Origin of the sequence: Protofrankia sp. CiT1 (assembly GCF_917627335.1) — a bacterium.
In the GTDB taxonomy this organism is placed as follows: Bacteria; Actinomycetota; Actinomycetes; order Frankiales; family Frankiaceae; genus Protofrankia.
In genome coordinates, this window is record NZ_CAKJTP010000022.1 from 32,051 (window position 1) to 36,779 (window position 4,729).

Annotated in this window: 5 protein-coding genes; 1 reads left to right on the forward strand and 4 read right to left on the reverse strand. The window is 70.9% G+C overall.

Annotation, left to right across the window (positions count from 1 at the left end; genetic code table 11):
• The 4 genes from MJ785_RS06265 to MJ785_RS06280 all read right to left on the reverse strand — a co-directional run.
• Window positions 1-859: heme A synthase (locus MJ785_RS06265; protein WP_370652880.1), on the reverse strand; the 859-nt coding region annotated here is incomplete at its 3' end.
• Between the two features lie 113 nt (window positions 860-972).
• A complete protein-coding gene (locus MJ785_RS06270; protein ID WP_370651427.1) occupies window positions 973-1,806 on the reverse strand; it encodes an ABC transporter permease in 834 nt (277 codons plus the stop codon).
• A gap of 5 nt (window positions 1,807-1,811) precedes the next feature.
• The gene (locus MJ785_RS06275) at window positions 1,812-2,753 is read right to left on the reverse strand and encodes an ABC transporter ATP-binding protein (protein WP_239308515.1); all 942 of its coding nucleotides are present in this window, start codon (window positions 2,751-2,753) and stop codon (window positions 1,812-1,814) included.
• A 287-nt stretch (window positions 2,754-3,040) separates the two neighbouring features.
• The gene (locus MJ785_RS06280) at window positions 3,041-3,574 is read right to left on the reverse strand and encodes a transcriptional regulator (protein WP_239308516.1); all 534 of its coding nucleotides are present in this window, start codon (window positions 3,572-3,574) and stop codon (window positions 3,041-3,043) included.
• A gap of 375 nt (window positions 3,575-3,949) precedes the next feature.
• On the opposite strand from MJ785_RS06280, the gene MJ785_RS06285 reads away from it, so the two are divergent.
• Window positions 3,950-4,708, forward strand: coding sequence for a metalloregulator ArsR/SmtB family transcription factor (locus MJ785_RS06285; RefSeq protein WP_239346295.1), 759 nt, complete (start codon window positions 3,950-3,952; stop codon window positions 4,706-4,708).
• The last annotated feature ends 21 nt before the right edge of the window (window positions 4,709-4,729 follow it).

Here is a 4,729-nt window from a genome sequence, read left to right on the forward strand (position 1 = left end):
CGACCATCGCGAGCCAGACCCACAGGGTGATCATCCACAGTGCGGTGGCCCCGGCGATGTGCAGTTCCACCAGGCCCACGGGCACACCGGTGAAGTACTGGGTGAACCCGATGCCGGCCTGGGCCAGCACGACGGCGGCGAGCACGGTGGTCGCGCGGACGGCCTCAGCCCGCGCCTCCCCGAGACGGACCGCGAGAACCATTGCGATCATGAGGCCCACCAGCACCATCGCCGCGTCCGCGTGCAGCTGCGCGACATTGGTGATATCGAGCCCGAAGCGTCTGGCCTGGGCCGAGTCCCCGCTGTGCGGGCCGGTGCCGGTGACCACCGTGCCGAGCAGCAGCACGGCGCCGGCGACCAGGGTGAGCACCCGGGCCAGCCAGCGCAGCTCGGGCCGGCCCACGGGGCGGGCCGGGCCGGGGCCCGATCCGGCCCGGCGGTCCAGCACGATGACGTCCACCAGCAGCAGCATCGACAGCAGGAAGTGCCCGGCCACCAGCGCGGGGTGCAACTTGAAAAGGACGGTCAGCCCGCCGAGCAGCACCTGGCCGAGGAAACCCAGCCACAGGCCGAAAGAGAGCATGACGAGGTCACGGCGACGGTCGCGCAGCCGCAGGGAGACCAGCGGCAGCAGCAGCATCACCAGTCCGACGGCGACTGTCAGCAGGCGATTGCCGAATTCGATCCAGCCGTGCGCGGAATACTCCGGCCGGGTGACGAACGAATTGTCGCCGCAGGTGGGCCAGGTGGGGCAGCCAAGTCCGGAGCCGGTCAGCCGGACCGCGCCGCCGGTGACGACAATCAGCGCGAGCAAGGCGACGGAGATCCGGGTGAGTCGCCTGAAAACGGTGGGGCTCACTGTCGGTATTCTTCGCGATGCGTTCATCGCGGGTCATGCTACCGTCTGTAGAAGTTAGTGGGTGCGAGGGAGCCGGGCAGGGTGCCGACAGGGTACGCCATGGCCGTAAAAGATTATTCCCATTTGAAGGTCCGCGCCGCGAGGGCCAGCGAACCGATGGCCCAGGCGAGCAACACGGCGAGATCCGTGACAGGCAGCCCGGCGGAGCCCCGCAGGACCGCGCGCAGTCCCTCCGACGCCGCGGCCGTGGGCAGCAGCGCGCCCAGGCTCGCCAGCCAGCCAGGCAGCCGGGAGAGCGGGAAGACGATCCCGCCCACGAGCAACAACAGCAGGTAGACACCGTTGGCCGCGGCCAGGGTGGCTTCCGCCCGCAGCGTGCCCGCCATGAGCAGCCCGAGGCCGGAGAAGGCCACCGTCGCCACCAGCAGGAGCAACGCCACCGACAGCGGGGAGCCGTGCGGATGCCAGCCGGCGCCGAGGCCCACGGCGACTATCAACAGAACCTGGATGATCTCTACGCCGACCACGGCCAGTGTCTTGCCGGCGAGCAGGATCACGCGTGGCAGGGGGCTGGCGCCGAGCCGTTTGAGCACACCGTAGGAACGCTCGAAACCGGTCGCGATGGCCTGCCCGGTGAACGCCGTCGACATGACCGCGAGGGCCAGGACGCCGGGGACGAGAAAGTCCACCGGCGCACCCGCACCGGTGGGCAGCACGTCCACGGCGGTGAAGAACAGCAGCAGGCCAACTGGAATGATCATGGTGAGCAGCACCGATTCGCCGCGGCGCAGCGTCAGCTTCATTTCGATCATCGTCTGCGCCCGCAGCATGGCCGGCCAGCGCGCGGCACCAGGCGCCGGGCGAAGATCGAGTGGGCGCCGGGCGGCTGGTAGCTGTCCGGCCGCTGTCGTCTCGGATGGTGCGCCGGTGCTGGCACCGGCGTCCATGCCGGTCACGGACGCAGCCCCGAGCCGGTGAGTTCCACGAACACGTCCTCCAGGCTGCGCTGTTCGACTCTGAGGTCCTCGGCCAGTACACCGTTGCTTGCGCACCACGCGGTCACGGCCGCGAGCAGCTGCGGATCGATCGTGCCGTGCACGACGTAGCGACCGGCGGGCTCCTCACGGGCGACCGTCCCGTCCGGGAGGGCCAGCACGAGGCGGTCGATGTCGAGACCCGCGGGTGCCCGGAAGCGCAGCTGCCCCTCGGCGCCGCCGCGGGTCAGTTCGGCCGGGGAGCCCGCCGCCAGCATCCCGCCATGGTCGACGATCACGACGTGGTCGGCGAGCCGCTCCGCCTCGTCCATGGCGTGGGTGGTGAGCACCACCGTCACCCCGCAGACACGCAGCTCTTCGACCAGCTCCCAGGTGGCTCGGCGGGCCTGCACGTCCAGGCCGGCGGTGGGCTCGTCCAGGAAGACGAGCTCGGGCCGGCCCACCAGCGCCATTGCCAGGGACAGCCGCTGGCGCTGGCCGCCGGACAGGCGCCGGTAGGGCGTGCGCGCTGCCCCGGCCATGCCGACCCGCTCGAGCAGAGAGCCGACGTCCAGCGGGTTGCGGTGATGAGCGGCGAGCAGCGCGAGCATCTCGCCGGCTCGGGCACCCGGGTAGACCCCGCCAGCCTGGAGCATGACCCCCACCCGAGGGCGCAGGGCGGCCACGTCGCGCCGAGGATCGAGACCGAGCACCCGCACATGGCCCGCGTCCGCGTGCCGGAAGCCCTCGCAGATCTCGATGGTGGTGGTCTTGCCCGCGCCGTTGGGGCCGAGCAGGGCCGTCACCGAACCGGTTACCACGCTCAGCGACAGGTTGTTGACGGCCCGAATGGGTTGGCCGGAACGTGGCCAGTAGGTCTTGACCAGGTCGGCAACCTCGACTGCCAGATCCTCCGCCACACTGGCGATCCTACGGACCACTGCGTGCACGGCGCGCGGCATGTCTCGGCCGGCATGTATCGGTGCAGGTAACGGCAGGCACCGGTACGCGAAGGGCCGGGCGGCAGCGAAGATCCGGGCGGCAGCAGCCAGGGCGTGTCCCGAAAGCCATCTGGACGCGGCTCCCGATCGAACGACGGCTTCCGAAGCACGCCGCAGGTCAGGTCTGATGGACCGTCAACCGCGTGGATCGATACCCGCATCGGCCACCGGCCACCGGCCACCGGCCACCATCCAGCAGACATGCGCTAACTGTGCCGTCCCCGAGGTGACGGGGGCCGCTGGCCGGGGCTCGGGTCCGCGAGCGCGCCCCAGGCGCCGAGGCGTTGGTACAGGATCAACGGGGTTGTGCTGTACAGCCGGGCCAGCGGGCGCAGGTCGGTCCGCCGCAGGCGCAGCACGTCCCGGGAGCTCTCCGCGCGCAGCACCTGGATGATCGCGATCCACCGCCGCAGTGGCCCGGTGCGGGTCGGTGGCAGTTTGCGCAGCCGGTGCAGGTCGATGGCAAGCGGCGGCAGCCGTACCAGCTCGGGCCTGGCCGACGGTGGCGGGACAAGCATGATCGTGGCTACGTCGTAGAGCTCGGCCAGTTCCACCAGGCGATGTACGCGCAGCGCGCGGTTGCCGCGTTCGTAGGCGCCGAGGGTGCCTGCCGTCCAACGCCCGTTGGTCCGCTCCTGGACGTCGAGGAGGGACATCCCGCGTCGGTGGCGGGTGGCCCGCAGCCGGTGCCCCAGCTCCGCGGCGTAGTCCCTGCTTGCACCGGAGTGGGCCTCGGTCACGCTCTCCGTCCGGGTCACAACGAACCAGGGACGCCGTTCGCCCCCCTGCCGCAGCCTGGCAGGAGTTGGCCCGCGAGACGACCGTCTCGTTCATGATCCTATGTTGATAGGAGTGGTCTGCCTGTGGTAGCTCGATCGCCGAAGGTACTGGCGGGGGCCGGGCGCCGGCCCGTCCGCGCTCCCGGAGACCTCGCGTCACGTCTTCGGCGCGGCCCGGGAAAGGGGTGTGGCGCATCAGACGCTCGGCTCGATCACATGGTCCACGCCCAGGTCAGATGCCACGATGGTCAGGTATTCCGACAGCTCGCGCCGACTCGGCACACAGGCTTGTTCGACCCCCGGCGGGAAATAGGGCACAGTGGTGTTGTGAAAAGCATGCCCGACGCTTCCAGCGGCACGGTGGCCGATGGCCGTACCCGTGACCGTGTCGCGCGCCTGCTCCTGGAACTCGGTCCCTCGACCGCGGTCACGCTCGCCGCTCATCTCGGCCTGTCCCCGGCGGCGATCCGCCGGCATCTTGACGCGATGCTCGCCGAGGAAACGATCACGATCCGGTCGGCGCGGGCCGCGGGCCCCCGCGGCCGCGGGCGTCCAGCCCGGCTCTACCAGCTCACCGCGGCCGGGCACGCGGCGGGCCCGACCGCGTACGAAGACCTTGCGGCCAGCGCGCTGAGTTTCCTCGCCGGCGTCGCGGGCCACCAAGGTGTCGCGGAGTTCGCCGAGGCGCGCGCCGCGGAGCTGGAACGCCGCGTCAAGCCGGCGGTGGCCGACGCCGATCCGGCGGACCGGCCGGCGGTGCTGGCGGCGGCCATGTCCGCCGCCGGCTACACCGCCAGCGCCTCGTCACTGCCGACCGGCGTCCAGATCTGCCAGCACCACTGCCCGGTCCAGCACGTCGCGGAGCGATTTCCCGAGCTCTGCGGAGCGGAGACCGCCGCATTGGCGAGGTTGCTCGACTCCCATGTCCAGCGGCTCGCGACAATCGCGCACGGCGACGGGGTGTGCACGACGCATGTTCCCCTGGAGCCTGCCCCCGTTGCCGCTACCAGTACGTCCACCGGCACCTCCACCGGCTGTACGGCTACCGCAATGAACCCCGTCACTTCCACCTCCTCGGAGGGGCCTGTCATATGACCACAACTCCCGAGACCGAGA

Excerpts from the sequence above, each read along its gene's own strand:
- MJ785_RS06285 (WP_239346295.1), top strand. The coding sequence starts at position 3,950 with ATGCCCGACGCTTCCAGCGGCACGGTGGCCGATGGCCGTACCCGTGAC.
- MJ785_RS06270 (WP_370651427.1), bottom strand. The coding sequence starts at position 1,806 with ATGGACGCCGGTGCCAGCACCGGCGCACCATCCGAGACGACAGCGGCC.